Genomic DNA, 18,427 nt, shown 5'->3' with positions numbered 1-18,427 from the left:
GATCAGGACGGCGTCGGTCAGGGGTGGATCTGGTAGTCGGTGACGGTGCCGAAGTCGATGTTCACGGCCTCGGCCATCGCCCAGGCGTTCGACCAGGTGAACACGTCCGCACCGGCGAGCCGGTCGGCCCACCTGGGGACGATCTCGTCGGTGGCCTGCCCGGCGACCGCGTCGAAGTAGGCGCCGAACATGGCCCATCCGTTCGCGTGGTCGAGAGGACCGGCCACCTTCGCGAAGTCGACGGACGCCAGAGCTTGCGTGGCGGCCTGCTGGAGGTCGGTGACGTAGTCGATCTGGGTGTCGACGTCCGCCGGTGTTCCGAGCTTGGTGAGGTGACCGGCGACCAGCGTGTCGAAGTCGTAGTTCCTGGTCGCGTGGTGGGCCTTGATCCAGCCGGGGATGTCGGCGCTGACGGCGAGGTAGGCGAACGGGACCCAGCCGGGGAAGATGACGTCGACGAACATGAGCGTCTTCTGCGCCGGCGCGAAGATGTGGATGTTGCCGGTCGAGTGGTTCGGGCCGTGGAAGTCGAGCTGCAGCGAGTGCTTGCCTTCGCCGACCACCATCGAGGTGTCGAACACGTCGGTCGGCACGGGCCGGTTCTTGTCCTGGACGTCCGACAGTTGACGCGCGGTTTCGCGGTGCGCGTAGCGGCGAGCGGTGTCCGGGTAGAGGCTGGAGGCACCGATGTGATCGGAGTGCTGGTGGCTGTAGATCACGTCGGTGACGGGCTTGGAGGTGACCTTCGCGATCGCGCGGGTGATGTTGTGTCCCAGCGTCGGAGGCGCGTCGACGGCGATGACACCCTCGTCGGCGACGGAGAACATCATTCCGTAGCTGCCGTCGGTCAACCAGTAGAGCTGGTCGGCGATCTCCTGGACGAGGTACCCCTCATCCGGGATCTTCGGTCCGTCCGCCGCGCTCGGGACGGGCAGGGTGGAGGCGTACCTGGGCTGGGTCGGCTGGTGAGCGGTCGCGGTCATGATCTTCCTGTCTGTGGGATTTGCGGGCGTGGGGAATCTGGGCGCGCGAAGTTCTCCGACAAGACCTGCGAGAGCCTTGTTCGGGAGCCTTGAACGGAAATGTTCGATTTGCCTGCTAGTGCAGGGGTGTGCGCTGCTGTGGCGTCATCCGGCGGACGCCTGCGCGCAAGGCGATCGGAGCGGCCGGCAGCAGCCACCCGTCAACATCAGTCCTCGATGTTGTTGGTGTGATTGGTCTTTCGAGTGGGATTGTCCACATGCGACCCTGGTGACCAGGCGCCGGACAGGTTCATCGACCAACTCGTGACCGGGCTGATCCTCAGCACGTCCTGACCACCTCGATCGACGAGTTCGGCCGTGCCGTAGACGCGAAGGAAACGCGGGGTCCACGGTTGCCGGGTCAGGAGGTCGTCGATGATGAGGGCGACCTTGTGCTGACCAGCCCGCACGTTGCGAGCTCGACGGGTGTTGCCGGGGTCGTAGCCGCCGACGAAGAAGTCAGCGCCGTCGAAGTCGAAGGTGACGGGAGTCGCGTCCGGCTGACCGTCGGGCGACACGGTGGCGATGCGGGCCAGCGGCTGGCCGGCGATGTAGGCGCGTTCTTCGTCGCTGAACGACATGGTGAACTCCTCGTGACTCGACCTGAACTTACTTGTTCGAACAGGTAACTGCACGAAGTTGTTCCGAGACGGAGATCGCTCCTCAGTGACCCCAGTCACACCAGCACTGGCACCGCCTTGACCGTTCGCGAGCCGGGAAACCGGGTCAGATCTGCGCGATGCCGTCGATCTGGGCGTCAACGAGGATGTGCGCCTGGCCGGACTCGACGGTCTCGAGCAGCGCCAGCAGGACGTCGCGTTGATCTTGGTCGAGGTCCCGCGTCACGGCGGCTTCCAGCTCGGACCACACCTTCTCGACGTCGGCGCGCAACGCCTGACTTTCGGGAGTCGCCTCGATGATGGTCGCCCGCTTGTCCCGCTCGTCGCGACGCCGGGTGATGAAACCCTCGTCCTCAAGCCTGCGGATGGTCCGCGTCATCGTCGCGGCATCCGAGCCGAGGAGGTTGACGAGGTCGGTCTGCCGCTGCGGCCCCACGCCCCACAGCTGCATCATCACAAGTTCCTGCGCCGGATGCAGGCCACTGGGCTTGAGCAGCTTCCGTGCGTGCAGACGATTCAACCGCGCAACACGGAACAGCGCGTGCGTGATCGGGCCGAGGTCGGCGACCATGGGCGGAACCGGCAGACTCGGCACGTGCCCCGAGGACGGTTGGTCACCTGAAGTACTCGGCATTGATCGTCTCCTCGTGAGGCGTCGAACACTGGGCACTGCAATTCAACCAGTCTCGACCCCGAGCCGGCGGCGCCATCACGGACGGCCTCCCCGGTCCACAATGGATCATTGATCCGAGTGCACGAACTGTTGCAGCGCAAAGGCTCACAGCGGTCAGCTCGTGATGCGGAAGAAGGTTCCGACGGCGTGGGCGGCGTTCATGCCGTGGCTGGTCCTGCCGAGCACGCCGGGTGCCTTGGCCGGGCCGGGGATGGTGTGGCCGCCCTGATCGATCGCGTAGAACACCACGGGCTGACGCCCGGCCTGCCGGTAGTCGGTGCGCTCGACGGTGGTCGGATCGGCCGAGTCGCGGGGCTTGGCCAGGGTGGTGGTGACGGGCGGGCTGGTGATGCCGTTGCGGTCGGCGAAGTACCGCGCGGTCTCGGGCGCGGACCGGTTGCGGCCGCCGACCTTGAACACCAGCTTCTGCCACCAGTTGAACGCTCCTCCCCCGAAGCTGACGATCGGGTCCTTCGTCCCGTGCACGAGCAGGATCGGCATCGGCACCGAGGGCGCGTTCTCGATCAGGAAGTTCTCGGTGGTGGCCATGGTGGCGGCGAACACCGCCGCGCCGGAGATCAGCTCCGGGACTTCGTGCACCAGGCGCATCACCATCTGGCCGCCGTTGGAGTACCCGACCGCGAACACCTTCCGCGGGTCGATGCCGTGCGTGACCCTCAGCCGTTCGATGACCGTCTTGACGAACTCGACGTCGTCGACGTTCTCCTTGCGGGCAGCGAACGAGGCCTCCCGCCGCGCGTCGTTCCAGTTGCCCCGGTACCCGTCCAGGTAGGCCACCACAGCGGCTCCGTCCGCGGTCAGGTCGTCGAACGCGTTGCCGGTGAACGCCCGGTGCTTGTCCGCGGTCTGCTTCGAGCCGTGGAAGACGAGCACGAGCGTGCGCCCAGGCGCACCGTCCGCGTTTCCGACCACGGTGAGGGTCCGCGACCTTCCTGACGCCGTGACGGTCTCCCGTGTCGCTGACGGGGTGTTGTTCATGCCGATCACTCACTCCGCGCTGCGCCCTCCGACCTGAAACGGAAGACTAATCCACTTCAACGTAGCAATCGGATGAGCTATCCGCTTCTCGCTGCTCCGTGACGCCGGTCACGTGGAGGCAGGTTCCCGCGTGGTCCAGCCGTTGAGGTGCAGAACGTCGCCGAGAGGGCGGCGGCGAGCGGGGAGGAAGGTGGCGCCCAGCGTGTGGGCGGTGGGGATGAGCGCCGCCTGACGAGTGCCGTCCGGGATGCCCAGCAGCGCGGCCACCTCTTCCTCGGCGGCGAGGTGGGCCGTGGTCCAGCAGGTGCCGAGGCCGTGTCCGCGGGCCGCCAGCATGTAGCTCCACACGGCGGGCAGCAGGCCTGCCCACAGACTGGCCTGATTACGCGGTGGAAGGTGGCCGCCGGGGACTTCGACGCACGGGATGATCTGCACCGGTACTCGCTCCATGACGGTGGCGAGGTGCTGGGCGTTCTCGTAGGTCCGGCCGGCGGCGCCGCGGGTGCGCTCCTCGAAGCACCGCCGGTAGATCCGGCCGACCTCGGCGCGGAGATCGGGTTCGGTGACGACGACGAACCGCCAGGCCTGGCGGTCGCCGCCGGTCGGTGCCTGCAAAGCGGTTTCCAGGCACCGCAGGACGATCTCGAGGTCCACCGGCCGTTCGAGGTCCAGGCGCCGCCGTACCGCGCGGGTGGTGGTGAGGGCGTCTTCGAGCTGCATGATCGGGTTCCCTGAGGTCGGCGGAGGGGACTACCAGGTCACCGGCAGGGACTCGACGCCGTAGATGGCCTGGTCGTGCTTGAACCGGAGGCTCTCGACGTCGGCCGCGAGCCGCAGGCCCGGCAGCCCGCGGGCGACAGCGCGGAAGACCACGCGCAGTTGCACCTCCGCGATCCGGCGGCCGATGCAGTGGTGCGGGCCGTACCCGAACGCCAGGTGCTGGTGTGCGTCGCGGTCGAGGTCGACCACGTCCGCGTCGGCGTAGACCGACGGGTCCCGGTTCGCCGCCTCGCCGGGAAGCACCACACCTTCACCGGCGCGAATGGTCTGCCCGCCGATCGGGATGTCCTCGACCGCGACCCGGCGCAGTCCGCTGTGGACCACCGAGAGGTACCGCAGCAACTCGTCGACGCCACGGACGACCGTCGCGTCGTCGCCGTCGCGGAACAGCTCCATGCGCGCGGGATCCTGCAGGAGCACCAGAACGCCCAGCGCGATCATGTTCGCCGTCGTCTCGTGGCCGGCGGCGAGCAGCAGCATCGCGGTGTCCACGACCTCCTCCCGGGGGAGCCCTCCGTCCGCGCCGAGTTGCTCGACGACCAGCATCGAGAGCAGGTCGTCGCCGGGATCGCGCTGCTTCACCGACGTCAGCACCTCGAAGTACGCGCGCAGCCGCTGGAACGCCGCGCCCACCTCCTCTGCCGTCGCGCCGACCGAGACGATCGTCGCGACGTTGTGGTGGAACAGCTCGTGGTCGTCGTAGGGGACGCCGAGGATGTCGCAGATCACCTCTGTCGGCAGCGGCAGGGCCAACCCGGTGACCAGGTCCGCGGGGCGCGGGCCTGCCGCCAGCCGGTCGAGGAGGTTCTGGGTGAGCGCCTCGATGCCGGCCCGCATCGAGGCGGCCCGCCTGTTGGTGAAGTAGCCGCCCAGGATGTGCCGCCGCATGATGTGGTCCCGCCCGTCCATGAACCCGAACGCCTTGAAGGACTGGCGGAACGCGGCGTCGGCCTCGGACAGGAACGGGAAACCGGGGCGCCGGGGATCGGCGCTCAGCCGGCGGTCGGCGAGCAGGCTCCGCTGCAGTTCGTAGCCGGAGACGAGCCACGCCTGCTCGCCGGACGGCATGCGGACCTTGGCGGCGGGAAGGCGGTCGAGCATGTCCGGCGGCGGGTCGAACGGACAGGTTCGCGCCATGGGGTACGAGCGGACTTCGGGTCCTTCAAGGATGGTCACGGCAACGTCCTCAGGGTGCACGCGGCGAGGAACACCACGTAGGCCAGCAGTGCGGGATTTCCCGGCGCGTAACGCTTCTCGCGGCTGCGCGCCAGCTTCGCGAGGCCCCACGCGGTGATCGGCAGGGGCAGTGCGAGCAGGAGGGTTTCGAGCCCTGCGTCGTCCCAGACGAGCGCCACGACCGCTTGGAGGCCGCACGCGACGACCAGCAGGACCAGGGCGACCGACGCCCCTCCCCTCCACCCCGCCGCCGTCGAGTAGAGCTTCTCGCCGCGCCGCTCGAACTCGCGCCGCATGGTCTTGCGGGCGATTTCCCAGTGCAGGTAGCCGAAGAGGAACGAGACCACCAGCAGCCCGGTGGGCAGCACCTCTCCCCCGCCGCCCACCGCCACGACGTAGAGCACCAGGATCGTCTTGAGCTGGATGGTGACGACGATGTTGCCCCACATGCTGTCCGCGAACCTCGCCGACTTCCGCTCCGCCAGGAACAGCAGGAGCGAGTAGGACATCGCACCGGCCGCCACGATCAGCGGTCCCAGGCCCGCGACGGCCGAGAACGCCAGCGCCGCCACAGCGGAGCCCGTCCCGTAGGTCCGGATGTCCGCGGTCGTCACGTCACCGGTGACGAGTGGCCGCGCCGGGCTGAACTCGCGGTCGTAGGGCAGGTCCTTGATCTCGTCGACGACGCGGAAGAAGTACAGCAGGGTGAACGCGCCGGCCCAGCCGCACGCCACCTCGACGGGCCCGGGGCCCGAGCCGGCGCGCAGCGGGGCGAGCGTCGTCAGCACGGCGGCCACCAGCAGGAAGACGTAGAAGACGTACTTCGCCGGCGGGTAGCGCTGGAGGCTGAACCGCCACCACGTCGTCATCAGTCCTCCACCAGCGTGACGGTGCCGGTGGCACCGTCGAGCTCGATCAGCGCGCCGTCCGGGATCCGTTGCAGGGCACCGGGAACGGCGACGATCGTGGGGATGCCGAACTTCCGGCCCGTGATCGCGGTGTGCGACAGCAGGCTGCCGCGCTCGACCACGATGCCGCGGGCCCTGAGCATCAGGTACAGCCAGCCGGGGTCGGTCTCGCGGGCGACGAGGATGTCGTTCTCGTCGAGGTCGTCGGCGAAGGCCGGGTCGAGCACGATCCTGGCCCGCCCGCGCACCTTGCCGGGGCACGAGCCGAGCCCGCGCAGCGCACCGCCCGCGTCCGGCTCCTCGGCCACCGCCTCCGGTACCGACAGGGCCACGACGTCCGCCGTCGAGAACTCGCGCTGTGGCCGCCGGAGCTCTGCCCTGGCGGCGTCACCGCGGCGCACCTCGACCAGGCCGGCGAGGTCGTGCGTCGACCCCGAACCGTCCAGGAAGCCGAACAGCTCGTCGAGCTCCAGCAGGAACACGTCGTGCGCTTCGGCGAGGACACCACGGCGGTGGAGGTCGGCGCCGAGCGCGGCGATGATCCGCTTGCTGTAGCCGAACAGCTCACTGCGCTGGTACCGGCCGGCCTCGCGGAAGCAGAGGAACGTGCGCAGGCGGTCGAAGAGGCCCAGAAGCACCTTCCGCTTGACGGCCGAGGGCAGCGCGCGACGGAGCCGTTCCTCCCCCGCCAGCCGGGTCTCCGCCTCGGTCCGCTCCATCTCGGCCGCGGTGATCCCGCGCGTCGCGTACTGACCCACGAGCCGCAGCAGTTCCCAGGGCTCCTCGCGCAGGTTCGGCCGCTCCAGCTTGAGCTCCTCGAGGCCGCGGTCGCCGTACCGGGTCAGGTGCCGCTCGACGGCGGCGGTGAACCCTTCGGGCAGCTCCCCCGCCGAGAGCAACCGCCAGATCTCCTGCGGCGGCTTCAACCGGAACAGCGCCGCCAGCTCGGGATCCGCGGCCACCTGCTCCGAGAGCCGCACGGCGCTCAGCGCGATCTCCGCGCCGCGCAACTGCTCGCCACCGCAGAGCAGCTGGCTGAACAGGGTGTCCGAGTCGCCGACGCCCCACCGCTCCAGGCAGCGCTCGATGCGTTTGTGGGTGATCAGCATGAACTGGTAGTTGACCAGCGTGACGCCCCACAGGTCGCCCGCCCGGCGCCAGACCTCGCGGTAGTCGTCGGCCAGGGTCAGCGGGTGCACACCGGTCAGGTCGCGCTCCCGGCGGGACTCCATGATCCCGGCCCACTCGCGTTCGAACGCCGCGAAGTCGCGGCGCAGCGACGCGTAGTTGACCGCGGCCCTGCCCCAGCCCGTCGCGAGCTTCGCCGCCCGGCGCAGGCGCTCGCGGCGGCTGCGTTCGCCGCCCGAGTAGTGGTAGCTGGTGTCCAGCTCGGCGACCAGTCGTTCCCAGTCCCGGCGCAGGCCGTCGAACAGCGGGAAGACGTCGAGCATCCGGATGAAAGAGGTGATGTTGTGGTAGATCCGGCCGTCCACGCGGGCGACCAGCCGGGTCATCGTCTCGTGCAGGCGGTGCAGCTCGCGCTCGGGCACGCCGCAGCGGCGCAGGTAGTCGTGGTTCAGCAGCCAGTAGAACCTCCGCGCCACCGAGTAGGTCATCGGCGTGGTCGTCCCCGGGAAGCTCTCCGAGACGTTGGCGCTGCTGAAGACGCGGTTGCGGGCCGGATCGAGGGTGATCGGCCGCGACTGCACCACGTGGACGGCGCCGTCGGGCGTGATCGTCGCCTCGATGTCCTGCGGGCAGCCGAACAGCGCCTCGATCCGGCGGCCCAGCTCGGCCAGGCCGGTCACCTCGGCGTCGGACAGCACGGCGGCGGCCCTGCGCTCGGCGGCCACCGGTGCCTGGCGGACACCGTGGCCGTGCTCGTCGTCGAAGGTCACCATGGTGGTCTTGTCGGCGATCACACCGCGGACCTCGCCGGTGCCGAAGCGGACGAAGTAGTGGTCGGTGGGCGTGCGCTCGGCCACCACGCCCTCACCGATGCCCCAGCCCGCGCTGATCACCGTGTCCCTGGCGTGGGTCGTCGGGTCGCAGGTGAACAGCACGAGCGATCGCTCGCCGAACACCATGCGCTGCACGCCGACCGCCACGGAGACGTCCTGTGTGGACAGTCCGTGCCGGTGCCGGTACAGCAGGGCCTCGGGGTTGAAGGCCGAGGCCCAGCACTTCAGCACGGCGTCCCGGACACCGTGGACGGGCACGTACAGGAAGCTGTCGCTCATGCCGGCGAACGCGTGTTCCGCCGAGTCCTCGCCCTCTTCGGCACGGGCACCCACCATCGACGCGCGCACCGCGAGCACGGCGTCGTCGGCGAAGTTCGCCGCGATCGCCTCGGCGAGCCGCTGCTCGTCCTCCGGTCGCAGGCCACCGTCGATGATCTTCGTGCGGATCCGCTCGGCGGCGGCCCGCACGGCCGGCCAGTCGGTGAAGTCCAGGCCCGCCAACGCCTCGCGCACGGTCGCGGCGGGCACGGCACGGGCGAAGAAGTCGCCGGTGAGGCAGAAGAACTCGGGAACGTCGATGCCGGCTTCGCTCATGGTCTTCAGCCGGGCGAACTTCCAGCCGACCCTCTGAGCGGCCAGTGGCTGGTCCATGGTCTCGATCACGGCGGAACTCCTCGGGATTCGGACGCGGGCGGTCACCAGACGAGCGGGGCGAGGCGTTTCCGGTCCAGCGCGAACTCGCGGTATCCGGGCACGGTGAACATCACGCGTTCCTCGACCAGGATCCGGTTCACGACGGCGGGCACGAACAACAGCGCGAACGCGGCCACGCTGACCGGGTTGGCGAAGTAGAGGACGAGTCCCGCGTTGGCGAGCAGCATCCCGGTGTAGGACGGGTGCCGGACCAGCCGGTACGGCCCGGTGGTGACGATCCGGTGGTCGTCGACCAGGCGCACGCGGTGCGAGTAGAACCGGCCGAGCACGTGGATCGACGTCAGCCGCAGCGCGACACCGGACACCAGGAGCAGCGGCGGGAGCACCATCCACGGCTGCCAGGAGGACCACGGGACCGGTCCGAGCGCGGCGGCCAGCATCGTCACCAGGCGCGCGACGCCGTAGAGCTGCTCGCTGCCCCGGTCGTCCGCCGACGAGGCCGACGCCGCGGTCCGGAGGGTGGTCCGCACCTCCAGCAGGACCCACGCCAGGTAGAGAGCGAGCAGCACCGCGCCGAGCGGGTGGGTGGGCTGGCCGGTGTCGAGCACGGCTCGGACGAGGCCGGCGGCCAGGCCCGCGATGCCCACCACGAACGCCACCGCCGGGAAACGGCTGTGCAGCAGGCCCTTCACCGGTTCGCCCCGATCGCCTCGGGACGCAGCTGGTGGTAGTCGGACAGCGGCATCACCCGTCCGGAGAACGAGATCGTCCCCACCACGCGGCCACCGGCCACGATCTCGGCGGGCAGGACGAACACCTGGCCGGAGAGCCTCCACGTCCCGTACCGGAGGGTGGTCGCGCCGCGACGCTCCCCGCCGGCGACGAGGTCGACCTGCAGCCGGGTCACCACGAACTGCCAGCCGAGCGGAACCTCGGACACCTCGTGCAGCGTCATGATCCCGGCCTGGCGGGCCGCCTCGACGAGCGGGGAGACCGGGTGCAGGCCCGGTCGCCCGGCGCGCACGACCGGTCCGCCGACCGCCACGGTGTGGCCGTCGTCGTGTCGCTGGATCGGACCGACCAGCACGCGGTCGTCCACGAGCTTGTGCACGAGGTGCTTGTCGGCGCGCCGTGCGTCCGCCCGCAGCAGCGGCCACGACATCTCGTCGCCGGGCACCAGCGTGATCTCGCCGTCGCAGACCACGATGTCGTTCTGGGTCACCGAGACCTCGTGGCTCAGCGGATTCACACCCGCGCTGCTCACCGTGACGGCGGTGGGCAGGTCCTTCTCGCAGAACTTCCGGAACCGGAACCGGGCGGAGCGGACCCGCACGCCGTCCGCAGCGGACCGCACGGCGCTGTGCAGGCAGGTGTCCAGGAGCAGCATCGCGGGAACGTGGTCCAGCGGGTGGTCGAAGAAGAACGGGTCCTCTTCGTCCACGGAGAGCGCCGCACTGGTCTGGACGGGGTGATGCTTGATCGCCTCAGTCATCTGTCTTCCCCTCGTGAGCAGGTCGACACGACTGTCACAGCGCCGGTTCCCGTCCCGGTCCCACGCCCGATACCGCCGGGGCCCGGCGCTGGTATCGCTGGTGGTGGGCGCGTCCACGCACCTCTTGCGGGAGGACGGCGGCTCGGAGCGAGCCGCCGTCACGGTCATCCCCGCTGCAGTTCGGCGAGGGTGAGGACCTCGCCGCGGATGCCCCAGCCGCCGTCGGCGACCTCGTCGACGAGGACCATGGTGTTGTCGCGGACGGCGTCGCCGAAGGTGTCGGCGTAGAGATCGGTGACCTTCTCCACGAGGGTCTGCTTCTGCTCGGCGGACAGCGTGCCCGCGGGAACCTTCAGGTTGGCGAACGGCATGACGTGCTCCTTTTCGTTGTGAGAGAAGCATTTCGTGCTGACAGCCCGGTAACCAGTTGCCGCTGACCCAGGGGATGGCGTCCCCTGGCTGGGGTGGCGGCCCGCGGCGATACTGAAGAGGTGGATCTCGTGGAGCTCGGCCTGTTCCTGCAGTCGCGGCGTGCGCGCATCACGCCGGCCGAGGTGGGCCTGCCGACCGGATCCCGGCGCCGCGTGCCCGGACTGCGCCGGGACGAGGTCGCCCAGCTCGCCGGAGCGTCGGTCGACTACTACATCGAGCTCGAACGCGGCCGCGGCGCACAGCCTTCGGCACAGATGCTCACCGCACTGGCCAGGGCGGTCCGCCTCGACTCCGACGAACGCGAGCACCTGTTCCTGCTGGCGGGCAGGCCCGTGCCACCGGCACACGGCGTCTCGGCGCACGTGGCGCCCGCGATGCTCGCGTTGCTCGACCGGCTCGACGGCACCCCGGCCCGCATCATCACCGACCTGCACGAAACCCTCGTGCAGAACCGGCTCGCCACCGCCCTGCTCGGCCCGGCGACCAGCGAGAGCTTCCTGTCGCAGTGGTTCACCGAGCCCGCCGTCCGCGCGATCTACCCAGACGACGACCACCCGCACCACTCCAAGGTCCTGGTGTCCGACCTCCGCGCCGCCGTCGCCCGGCACGCCCCCGCGGGCGCGGCGGCCGCGATGGTCACGCGGCTCCGTCAGACGAGCGCCGAGTTCGCGGCGCTGTGGGACACCGGTGACGTCGCCGTCCGCCGGGGCGAGCACAAACGGATCGTCCACTCCGAACTCGGAGTCGTCGACATCCAGTGCCAGAACCTGTTCAGCGAGGACGGCCACCAACGGCTGCAGTTCTTCGTCGCCACGCCGGGAAGCCAGGCCGTCGATCAGCTGCGCCTGCTGGAAGTCATCGGCGTCCAGCGGTTCTAGAGGTCGATGACGACCTTGCCGTGCACGTGCCGCCCTGCCTGGAGTTCGGCCGCGCGGCGGATCTGCTCGACCGGGAAGCTCGCCGCGACGGGAACCCGGAGCCGACCGGCCGCGACCAGGCGGGCGATCTCCTCCAGGGCGCCGGGAGCGGCGTTCGCGCCGTTGGCCGCCGACACGCCGTCGACCTTCGTGGCGATGGTGCAGATGCGGCTGTCCGGAACGCCGAGTTCCCTCGCGACCTGCAGTGTCTCCGTCCCGTGCAGGTCGAGTGCGGCGGTGACACCGCCGGGAGCGAGGGCTCGGACCCGGTCGGCCAGTCCGTCGCCGTAGGTGACCGGGTCGGCCCCGAGATCGCGCAGGAACTCGGCCGAAGCCGCTGATCCCGTCCCGATCACGCGCGCGCCGGCGATCCGGGCCAGCTGGACGGCGAACACGCCGACCCCGCCCGCCGCGCCGCCGATCAGGACGGTGTCGCCGGGGCCGGGGACCACCACGGCGAGGGCGGCGGAGGCCGTGCGGCCGGCGATCGCGAGGGTGGCGGCGGTGCGGTCGTCGACGCCGTCGGGGATGTGATGAGCCTCGTTGGCCGCGACTTCCCCGGCCGGGTCGACCACCACGAAGTCGGCGACCGCGCGCGACAGGGCGCCCCCGAACACCCGGTCGCCGAGTGCGAAGCCGCTCACCCCGGCACCGACCTGGTCGACGACGCCCGCGTAGTCGGTCCCGAACCCGGCCGGGAGGCTCAGGCCGAACCGGGCCGCGGTGTCCGCGTCGGCGGTCATGATCCAGTCCATCGGGTTGAGCCCGGCCGCGGTGACCCGCACCCGGACCTGTCCCGCGCCGGCCTGCGGAGCGGGAACCTCACGGACGTCGAGGACTTCGGGACCACCGAACGACTCGAGCAGGACCGCCCTGCTCCTGACCGTCGAATCTTGATCGTGCCGCATGTAGCTCGGTCTCCTTGCAACGAGGGAGCACACCGAAACGGACTATGCTCCGTTTCCATGGGCGACCCTAACACAAACGGAGCGTGATCCGTTTTGGCTGAACCGGAGACACGCGCGTCGCGCTCGGACGCGATCCGCAACCGCGACCAGTTGCTCGAGGTGGCGACCCGCCTGTTCGCGTCGGCTGACGCGGAGCCGTCGATGCGGGAGATCGCCCGCGAGGCCGGCGTCGGCATCGCCACGCTGTACCGGCACTTCCCCACCCGCGAGTCGCTGGTCGACGCGGTCTACCGCGACCAGGTCGGGCGGCTCACGACAGGTGCCCGCGACCTGCTCGGCCGACTGCCCCCGGCCGAGGCGATGCGGCGCTGGACGGACCTGTTCGGCGACTGGATCGCGACCAAGAACGGCATGATCGACACGCTGCTCGCGATGATCGAGTCGGGCGAGATCGCCCATGCGCGGACCCGGACCGAGCTGCTGGCGGCGATCTCCACGATCCTCGACGCCGGACGCGCGGAGGGCGACCTGCGCTCCGACGTCACCGCCGAAGACATCGCCGCGTTCCTCATCGGCATCTTCACCGTGGCCCCCCGGCCTGGGCACGAGGCCAAGGCCGGTCGCCTGCTGGACCTCATGATGGACGGCCTCCGGCCGCCGCCTCCGGTGAGCTGACCAGACCTGCCGTCCCAGGCACGCCAGATGCTCGCCTGGACGCAGAACCCCGGCGAACTCCGTCATCACCTCCGGCCTTGAACGACCGCGCGATCGCGTCCCTCGCGGGGACCGGTGGAGTGGGACGGACCGCGTTCAGCACTGACCGCCTGACGAAGCGGACCGGCGTCCCCTGGTCGGGGGAGAAGTGTCCCCGACTGGCGGGACGATTCCGCGGTAGCGCCATTCCTACCGTAGTGGTCAAGGGACTGTCCACCTGAGACAGAGCTGCCCCTGGCACTCGAGGAGGAGTGGCGATGAGCGTTGTCGCGGCACGGTTCGCGGAGATCGTCGGGGAGGCGAACCTGCTTTCCGGCAATGCGATCCCGGAGGACTACGCGCACGACGAAGCCCTGTCGTTCGCTCCCCTGCCGCCTGCCCACCTGGCGAGACCGGCGACCGCCGCTGAGGTCGCGGAGCTGCTCAAGGCCGCCGGTGAGTTCGGCGTGCCGGTCACCGCGCGGGGCTCCGGGACCGGGCTCTCCGGTGGTGCGCGGCCGTTCGCGGGCGGGCTGGTGATCTCGTTCGAGCGGATGAACGCGGTGCTGGAGATCGACACCGAGAACCACGTCGCCGTCGTCCAGCCCGGGGTCACGTTGTCCGAACTGGACGAACGGGCCGCGGCGGCGGGGCTCACCTACGCCGTGCATCCCGGCGAGCTGAGTGCCAGCGTCGGCGGCAACGTCGGGACGAACGCCGGTGGGATGCGTGCGGTCAAGTACGGCGTCACGCGGCATCACGTCGTGGGGCTGGAGGCGGTTCTGCCGACCGGTGAGATCATCCGGACCGGCGGCAAGATCTCGAAGGTCTCCAGCGGCTACGACCTGACCCAGCTCATCATCGGTTCCGAGGGCACCCTCGCCATCGCGACCGAGATCATCGTGAAGCTCCACCCGCGGCTGCCGCACGGCGCGACGGTGCTCGCCCCGTTCGAGACCTTCGACGAGGTGCTGACCGCCGTTCCGAAGGTCATCGCCAGCGGGCTCGACCCGCACGTCCTCGAGTACGTCGACAGCCTGACGCTCGCCGCGATCAGCCACCACGAGAACCTCAGCCTCGGTGTGCCGGAACGGATCCGCGACACCGCGCAGGCGTATCTGGTGGTGGCGCTGGAGAACCGCGACAACGACCGGCTGCACGCCGACGTCGGCGAGCTCGGGGGCCTGCTGGGCGACCTCGGCGCGTTGGACGTCTACGTGCTCGAAGGCGGTTCCGCCCGCAGGCTGGTCCAGGCACGCGAGAAGTCCTTCTGGACGGCCAAGGCGGTCGGCGCGGACGACGTCATCGACGTGGTGGTGCCGCGGGCGGCGATGGCGGAGTTCCTGCGCAGGGCACGGGAGATCGTGCTGTCGCGGGACGCGGGCGCCGCCGGGTGCGGGCACGCCGGCGACGGCAACGTCCACCTCGGCATCTTCTGCCCGGACCGGGAGAAGCGGAAGGAACTGCTGACCGACGTCTTCGCGCTCGGCATGGAGCTCGGCGGCGCGATCTCCGGCGAGCACGGCATCGGTCAGGCCAAGTCCGCCTACTTCCTCGGCCTGGAGGACCCGGTGAAGATCGCGCTGATGCGGCGGATCAAGGCGAGTTTCGACCCGGCCGGAATCCTCAACCCCGGCGTCCTTCCCACCGAGGAGAACGCGAAATGAACGGCGCACAGTCACTGATCCGCACGCTCGTCGACGCCGGGGTGGACGTCTGCTTCGCCAACCCCGGCACCTCCGAGATGCACTTCGTGGCCGCGCTCGACAGCGCGCCGGGGATGCGGGGCGTGCTCGGCCTGTTCGAAGGCGTCGTCACCGGGGCGGCGGACGGGTACGCGCGAATCGCCGGCAAACCGGCCGCGACGCTGCTGCACCTCGGCCCCGGACTCGGCAACGGGCTGGCGAACCTGCACAACGCGCGCCGCGCGCACACCCCGGTCGTCAACGTGATCGGCGATCACGCGACCTACCACAAGCAGTTCGACGCTCCGCTCGACTCGGACATCGAAGCGGTGGCCGGGTCTCTCGAAGGCTGGGTCCGGCGATCCGAACGCAGCGAGGACGTCGGTGCCGACGCCGCCGCGGCGGTCGCGGCCGCCCGGTCCGCCCCTGGCCAGATCGCGACGCTGATCCTCCCGGCCGACGTGTCCTGGGGACCCCGGGGCGAGACCTCCGCGCCCGTCCCGCCGCGGGGTCCCCAGGTGGTGGACGCGGCCACGGTGCAGAGCGTCGCCGAGGTGCTGACCGGCGGCGAACCGGTCGCACTGCTCATCGGCGGCGGCGCGTGCCGTGAGGCAGGGCTGCGCGCGGCCGACCGGATCGCCACCGCGACCGGAGCGAAGGCGTTCGCCGAGACGTTCCCCTCGCGGCTCGAACGCGGTGAAGGGCTGCCGGCGATCGACCGGCTCGGATACCTCGCCGAACAGGTCGCGTACCAGCTCGACGGGATCAAGCACGTGATCGTCGCCGGGACGAGGGCGCCCGCGTCGTTCTTCGCCTACCCCGGCAAGCCGAGCGACCTGGTGCCGGAGGGCGCGCGGGTCCACGTGCTGGCCGAACCTGGCCAGGACGTCCCGCGTGCGCTGGAGGATCTCGCGGACCTCGTCGCCGCCGGTGTCGAACCGGTGCTGCGGCAGGCCTCCCGGCCCGCGCTGCCATCCGGGCCGCTGACGGCGCAGAACTGGGTCGAGGTGATCGGCGCGCTGCTGCCGGAGGGCGCGATCATCGCGGACGAGGCGAACACCTCCGGGCTGCTGCTGCCGTCGGCGACCGCGGGCGCGCCGCGGCACGACGTGCTGACGCTGACCGGCGGCGCGATCGGCTACGGCATGCCCGTCGCGACCGGTGCGGCCGTCGCGGCACCCGATCGGCCCGTGATCAACCTGCAGGCCGACGGCAGCGCCGCGTACACGATCTCGGCGCTGTGGACGCAGGCCAGGGAGAACCTCGACGTCACCACCGTGCTGCTGAACAACCGCGCCTACGCGATCCTGCGGATGGAGCTGCAGCGCGTCGGCGCGGAAGGCAGTGGCCCCAAGGCGAACGCCCTGCTCGACCTCTCCCGGCCGGACCTGGACTTCGTCAAGATCGCCGAAGGCATGGGCGTTCCCGCCACGCGTGCGACGACCGCGGAGGAGCTCGCCGAGCAGTTCCGGCGCGCCCTGGCCGAGCCCGGCCCGCACCTGATCGACGCCGTCATTCCGCCGATCTTCTGACACCGCTGGGAAAACTCGATGAACACGACCCTCACTCCCCTGCAGAAACGCGAGGGCACGGCGAAGATCACCTTCCTGGTGACGCTCGCGGTGTTCGCCCAGGAGGTCACCTGGAACTTCTACGACGCCCAGGTCCCGCCACTGCTGCTGGCACACCTCGGAAGCGCGGCACTGGTCGGCCTGTTCATGGGCATGGACAACGTCCTGGGGCTGTTCGTGCAGCCGTGGATGGCCAACCGCTCCGACAACACACGGACCTCGTGGGGCCGAAGGATGCCGTACCTGATGGTCGGCATGCCGTTGGCGGCACTGGTGTTCCTGACCGTACCGCTGGTCGCGAGCTCACTGCCGGCGTTGATCGTGGTGATCTTCTTCTACGGGCTGATCACGAACGGGTTCAAGTCCATCTCCGAGTCGCTGATGCCCGACTTCCTGCCGCCGGAGCGGCGCAGCCGGGGCAACGCGGCGGTCAAGATCGCCTCCGGGCTGACCAGCATCGTGGCCGCGGTGCTCAGCCTCCTGGTCGTCGACGACCACCCGACCGCGGCGTTCTTCATCCCCGCCGCGATGATGCTGGTGGCGGTGGCCGTGCTGGGTCTGACCGTGCGGGACAGCCGCTCCCCCGCCTACCTGGCCGCGCTCGCCGAGGACCGGTTGCCGCAGTCGCGTGATCGCAAGGAGATCAAGGCGACCGGGACGATGGCGGAGATCCTGCGCGACCCCGACCGCAGCCGGCTGCTGCTGGTCGCCGCGACCCTGCTCTTCAGCTGCGCGTGGGCGGCGTCGCGGTCGCTGATCACCCCGTACGGCATGGAGGCGCTGGGCCTCTCCCGTGGCGACGCGGGCGGGTTGCCGCTGGTCAGCGGTCTCGTCTACATCGCGCTCGCCTACCCGATCGCCCTGCTCGCGGAACGCTTCGGCCGGCTCAGGGTCATGGTGATCGGCATGATCACCTTCGCCGCCGCGCTGGTCGCCGCGACCCTGTTCGCGAGCCAGATCGGGACGATGATCGCCCTGGCCGTCGGCGCCGCCGGTGCGGCCGGGTTCATCATCAACGCCGCCGTCGTCCTGTGGAACCTCGCGCCCTCGGCGAGGGTGCTCGGCACGTACACGGCCATCTACAACATCGGCTGGGGCATGGGCGGATTCCTCGGCCCCGCGTTGATCGGCGCGATGGTCGACGTGACGGGCTGGCGCCTCATGCTCGTCGACATCGCCGTCGTGGCCTGCCTCGCCGCTGTCGTCGTCACCCGGATCGCGATCCGGCGGCCCTCCACTTCCTCCTCCCAGAACGGAGAACGGCCATGACCGAAAACATCCTCAAAGGACTGTCCGGCTGGGACACGCCCGCGCTCAGCAACGCGCTGCGCCGCACCGAGGCCGGTGCCGACGGGCAGTCGTACACGGACGGCTCGCTGCACCAGATAGCCGGTGGCCGTTTCGTCGGCACCGCGGTCACCGCCACGATGCGGGCACGCACCGCCGGCGAGGACGCGGTGCCGGTGGCCGAACTGCACCGCGCCGTGCTCGCCGTCGAAGGACCGGTCGTCGTCGTGCTGGAGGACCTCGACGAGGTCCCCGGCGCGGGCGCGTTCCTCGGGGAGGTGAACGGAACCCTCCTGGCAGCGCTGAACATCGCCGGGTTCGTGACCAACGGCCGGGTGCGCGACGCGCCGGACCTGCGCGGGCTGGGCTTCTCCGTGCACGCGGCCGGTCTCTGCGTCGCCCGTGCCCACATGCGGCTCACCGCGATCGGCGTGCCGGTCCGGGTCGGCGGCCTCGACGTCTCCCCCGGCGACCTGCTGCACGGGGACGAGCACGGCGTCCTGCGCGTCCCGCACGACGTCGCCGACCGTCTGCCCGGCCTGGCGGAGGAAGTCCGCGAGGAGGAGCAGTCCGTCGTGACGTGGGCGCGTTCTCCCGAGTTCACGCCGGAAGGGCTGCTGGCCCTCAAGCGCGTCCGGCACTAGGAGAC

The 18,427-nt window shown here is 70.4% G+C and carries 18 protein-coding genes; 6 read left to right on the top strand and 12 right to left on the bottom strand.

All coding sequences use genetic code 11. From position 1 onward, the window contains the following. Positions 1-17: 17 nt before the first annotated feature. The 11 genes from ACIQF0_RS44370 to ACIQF0_RS44320 all read right to left on the bottom strand — a co-directional run bounded on the left by ACIQF0_RS44370 (position 18) and on the right by ACIQF0_RS44320 (position 10,656). A complete protein-coding gene (locus tag ACIQF0_RS44370) occupies positions 18-983 on the bottom strand; it encodes an MBL fold metallo-hydrolase (protein ID WP_401040517.1) in 966 nt (321 codons plus the stop codon). A gap of 206 nt (positions 984-1,189) precedes the next feature. Then, positions 1,190-1,603, bottom strand: coding sequence for a PPOX class F420-dependent oxidoreductase (locus ACIQF0_RS44365; protein ID WP_401040514.1), 414 nt, complete (start codon positions 1,601-1,603; stop codon positions 1,190-1,192). 145 nt (positions 1,604-1,748) lie between these two features. Next, positions 1,749-2,276: a MarR family winged helix-turn-helix transcriptional regulator gene (locus ACIQF0_RS44360; protein ID WP_401040513.1), complete on the bottom strand. Its 528-nt coding sequence runs from the start codon at positions 2,274-2,276 to the stop codon at positions 1,749-1,751. 153 nt (positions 2,277-2,429) lie between these two features. After that, positions 2,430-3,248, bottom strand: a complete 819-nt coding sequence (locus ACIQF0_RS44355; protein ID WP_401040510.1) for an alpha/beta hydrolase family esterase — start codon at positions 3,246-3,248, stop codon at positions 2,430-2,432. Between the two features lie 174 nt (positions 3,249-3,422). Then, complete coding sequence (locus tag ACIQF0_RS44350; protein WP_401040507.1) at positions 3,423-4,034, bottom strand: nitroreductase family protein; 612 nt, start codon at positions 4,032-4,034, stop codon at positions 3,423-3,425. 30 nt (positions 4,035-4,064) lie between these two features. After that, complete coding sequence (locus ACIQF0_RS44345) at positions 4,065-5,270, bottom strand: cytochrome P450 (protein WP_401040504.1); 1,206 nt, start codon at positions 5,268-5,270, stop codon at positions 4,065-4,067. After that, a complete protein-coding gene (locus ACIQF0_RS44340) occupies positions 5,267-6,139 on the bottom strand; it encodes a UbiA family prenyltransferase (RefSeq protein ID WP_401040502.1) in 873 nt (290 codons plus the stop codon). Before ACIQF0_RS44340 ends, ACIQF0_RS44345 begins: the two co-directional genes overlap by 4 nt. Continuing rightward, positions 6,139-8,802 (bottom strand): PEP/pyruvate-binding domain-containing protein, encoded by a 2,664-nt coding sequence (locus ACIQF0_RS44335; protein ID WP_401040499.1) that lies wholly within the window; start codon positions 8,800-8,802, stop codon positions 6,139-6,141. The genes ACIQF0_RS44340 and ACIQF0_RS44335 overlap by 1 nt, the downstream gene beginning before the upstream one ends. A gap of 32 nt (positions 8,803-8,834) precedes the next feature. Beyond that, a complete protein-coding gene (locus tag ACIQF0_RS44330; RefSeq protein ID WP_401040496.1) occupies positions 8,835-9,485 on the bottom strand; it encodes a methyltransferase family protein in 651 nt (216 codons plus the stop codon). Continuing rightward, a complete protein-coding gene (locus ACIQF0_RS44325; RefSeq protein WP_401040494.1) occupies positions 9,482-10,285 on the bottom strand; it encodes an AfsA-related hotdog domain-containing protein in 804 nt (267 codons plus the stop codon). The genes ACIQF0_RS44330 and ACIQF0_RS44325 overlap by 4 nt, the downstream gene beginning before the upstream one ends. A gap of 164 nt (positions 10,286-10,449) precedes the next feature. Continuing rightward, positions 10,450-10,656 (bottom strand): 4-oxalocrotonate tautomerase family protein, encoded by a 207-nt coding sequence (locus ACIQF0_RS44320; protein ID WP_401040491.1) that lies wholly within the window; start codon positions 10,654-10,656, stop codon positions 10,450-10,452. A gap of 120 nt (positions 10,657-10,776) precedes the next feature. Between ACIQF0_RS44320 and ACIQF0_RS44315 the strand changes: the two genes are divergently transcribed. Continuing rightward, complete coding sequence (locus tag ACIQF0_RS44315) at positions 10,777-11,595, top strand: helix-turn-helix transcriptional regulator (protein ID WP_401040488.1); 819 nt, start codon at positions 10,777-10,779, stop codon at positions 11,593-11,595. On the opposite strand, the gene ACIQF0_RS44310 is transcribed toward ACIQF0_RS44315, so the two are convergent. Beyond that, on the bottom strand, positions 11,592-12,542 hold the full coding sequence (locus ACIQF0_RS44310) for an NADP-dependent oxidoreductase (protein ID WP_401040486.1): 951 nt from the start codon (positions 12,540-12,542) through the stop codon (positions 11,592-11,594). The genes ACIQF0_RS44315 and ACIQF0_RS44310 overlap by 4 nt on opposite strands. Positions 12,543-12,635: 93 nt before the next feature. Here ACIQF0_RS44310 and ACIQF0_RS44305 point away from each other — a divergent pair, with 93 nt between their 5' ends. The 5 genes from ACIQF0_RS44305 (at position 12,636) to ACIQF0_RS44285 (ending at position 18,422) form a co-directional block, all read left to right on the top strand. After that, positions 12,636-13,217, top strand: a complete 582-nt coding sequence (locus tag ACIQF0_RS44305; RefSeq protein ID WP_401040484.1) for a TetR/AcrR family transcriptional regulator — start codon at positions 12,636-12,638, stop codon at positions 13,215-13,217. Between the two features lie 296 nt (positions 13,218-13,513). Then, positions 13,514-14,902: an FAD-binding oxidoreductase gene (locus ACIQF0_RS44300; protein ID WP_401040483.1), complete on the top strand. Its 1,389-nt coding sequence runs from the start codon at positions 13,514-13,516 to the stop codon at positions 14,900-14,902. Then, entirely contained in the window at positions 14,899-16,452 is a 1,554-nt protein-coding gene (locus tag ACIQF0_RS44295; RefSeq protein ID WP_401040480.1) for an acetolactate synthase large subunit, read from the top strand. Before ACIQF0_RS44300 ends, ACIQF0_RS44295 begins: the two co-directional genes overlap by 4 nt. An 18-nt stretch (positions 16,453-16,470) precedes the next feature. Next, a complete protein-coding gene (locus ACIQF0_RS44290) occupies positions 16,471-17,760 on the top strand; it encodes an MFS transporter (protein ID WP_401040478.1) in 1,290 nt (429 codons plus the stop codon). Further along, the gene (locus tag ACIQF0_RS44285) at positions 17,757-18,422 is read left to right on the top strand and encodes an RraA family protein (protein ID WP_401040475.1); all 666 of its coding nucleotides are present in this window, start codon (positions 17,757-17,759) and stop codon (positions 18,420-18,422) included. The genes ACIQF0_RS44290 and ACIQF0_RS44285 overlap by 4 nt, the downstream gene beginning before the upstream one ends. The last annotated feature ends 5 nt before the right edge of the window (positions 18,423-18,427 follow it).

The organism is Lentzea sp. NPDC092896 (genome assembly GCF_044754905.1).
GTDB lineage: Bacteria > Actinomycetota > Actinomycetes > Mycobacteriales > Pseudonocardiaceae > Lentzea.
This window is presented reverse-complemented; position numbering and strand designations above follow the sequence as displayed.